This is a genomic window from Streptomyces chiangmaiensis (assembly GCF_036281785.1).
Classification (GTDB): Bacteria; Actinomycetota; Actinomycetes; order Streptomycetales; family Streptomycetaceae; genus Streptomyces; species Streptomyces chiangmaiensis.
The window spans coordinates 1-1,110 of sequence record NZ_JAYWVC010000610.1 but is presented as its reverse complement, the minus strand read 5'-3'; the positions used below and the strand labels follow the sequence as shown (position 1 = coordinate 1,110).

Below are 1,110 nucleotides of genomic sequence, written 5' to 3'. Positions count from 1 at the left end.
ACCACTACCAGGTCGACACCATCCCCTTTGGCACCGGCGACCGCCTGCTGCTCTACACCGACGGCGTCAGCGAGACCCGCGACGGTAGCGGGGCCTTCTACCCCCTCGCGCAGCGCGTCCACCGATGGGCCCTCGCCCCGTCCCGCCGACTCCTCGACCACCTCCACCAGGACGTGCTCGCCTACTGTCACGGCACCCGTGACGACGACCTCGCCGCCCTCGTCGCCCGCCGCGTCACACCAGCTGGCCGGGAACCGACGGAACTCGACCGCGCTATCCCCGCACAGCACGGCCCCACTGGACCATCCGGCGCGCCTACTGCCGGGCACTCTTAGCTTGATCTTTAAGGCTGCTGCTGTGCTCCGTCGCGCCCGAGCGTGTCCTTTTTGTTGCGTTTCTTGCCCACTGGGTGGCGGGGTGCGGGGATGTAGTTGCGGCCCTTGGGGCGGCCGGGCCCGGGGTGGGTGGCTTTCGGCGTACTGGCTGGAGCGCCCACCGCCTTGCGGATGCGCGGCCACGCATCAGGATCACGTTGGTCGGGGTTGCCGGGAACGGGGCGCCCCATGAGGCGGCACCGGGTGCCGCAGCCCGCACAGAGTGCCAGGACGCTGACCCGGCACCGCACGTCCGGGGCGATCGCGTCGCCGCCAGCACGTTCTGCAGATCCACCTGATGAGAGGAACCCCATGACCGACGCTCTTGAGGGCACCCTCGGTGCGAACGTCAACCCCCGCGGGATGCCCGACGCTGCGATTGCGATGCTCGACGCTGATGGGACGGTGGTCGGGTGGACGGACACCGCGCAGCGGCTTGTCGGGTACTCGGCCGGGCAGGTGGTGGGCCGGTCCGTCTCGGTCGTGCTGCCATTCGCCCAGAACCCGTTGCGGGCAGGGGCGTTCGCGGAGCAGTGCCGCGCCGGGGGTGGCTGGTCCGGCAATGCGGGGGTCCGCCACAGCAACGGCCGTACGCTCAATGTGGGCCTTCAGATCTCGCAGTTGTGGGGGCAGGGCGGAGCGGTCCACTGGCTCGTCTCCGGGACCGACATCGCCGCGCTTTCTTTGGCGTCGAGCAGCGGATCGGTGCGGGAGTCGATTCTCACCCGCACACCGA

Annotated in this window: 2 protein-coding genes; both read left to right on the top strand. The window is 70.1% G+C overall.

The annotated features are described in order from the left end of the window. The coding region (locus tag VXC91_RS45945; RefSeq protein ID WP_329513261.1) for a SpoIIE family protein phosphatase at positions 1-335 on the top strand (335 nt) is incomplete at its 5' end. A 351-nt stretch (positions 336-686) separates the two neighbouring features. Next, the coding region (locus tag VXC91_RS45940; protein ID WP_329513260.1) for a PAS domain-containing protein at positions 687-1,110 on the top strand (424 nt) is incomplete at its 3' end.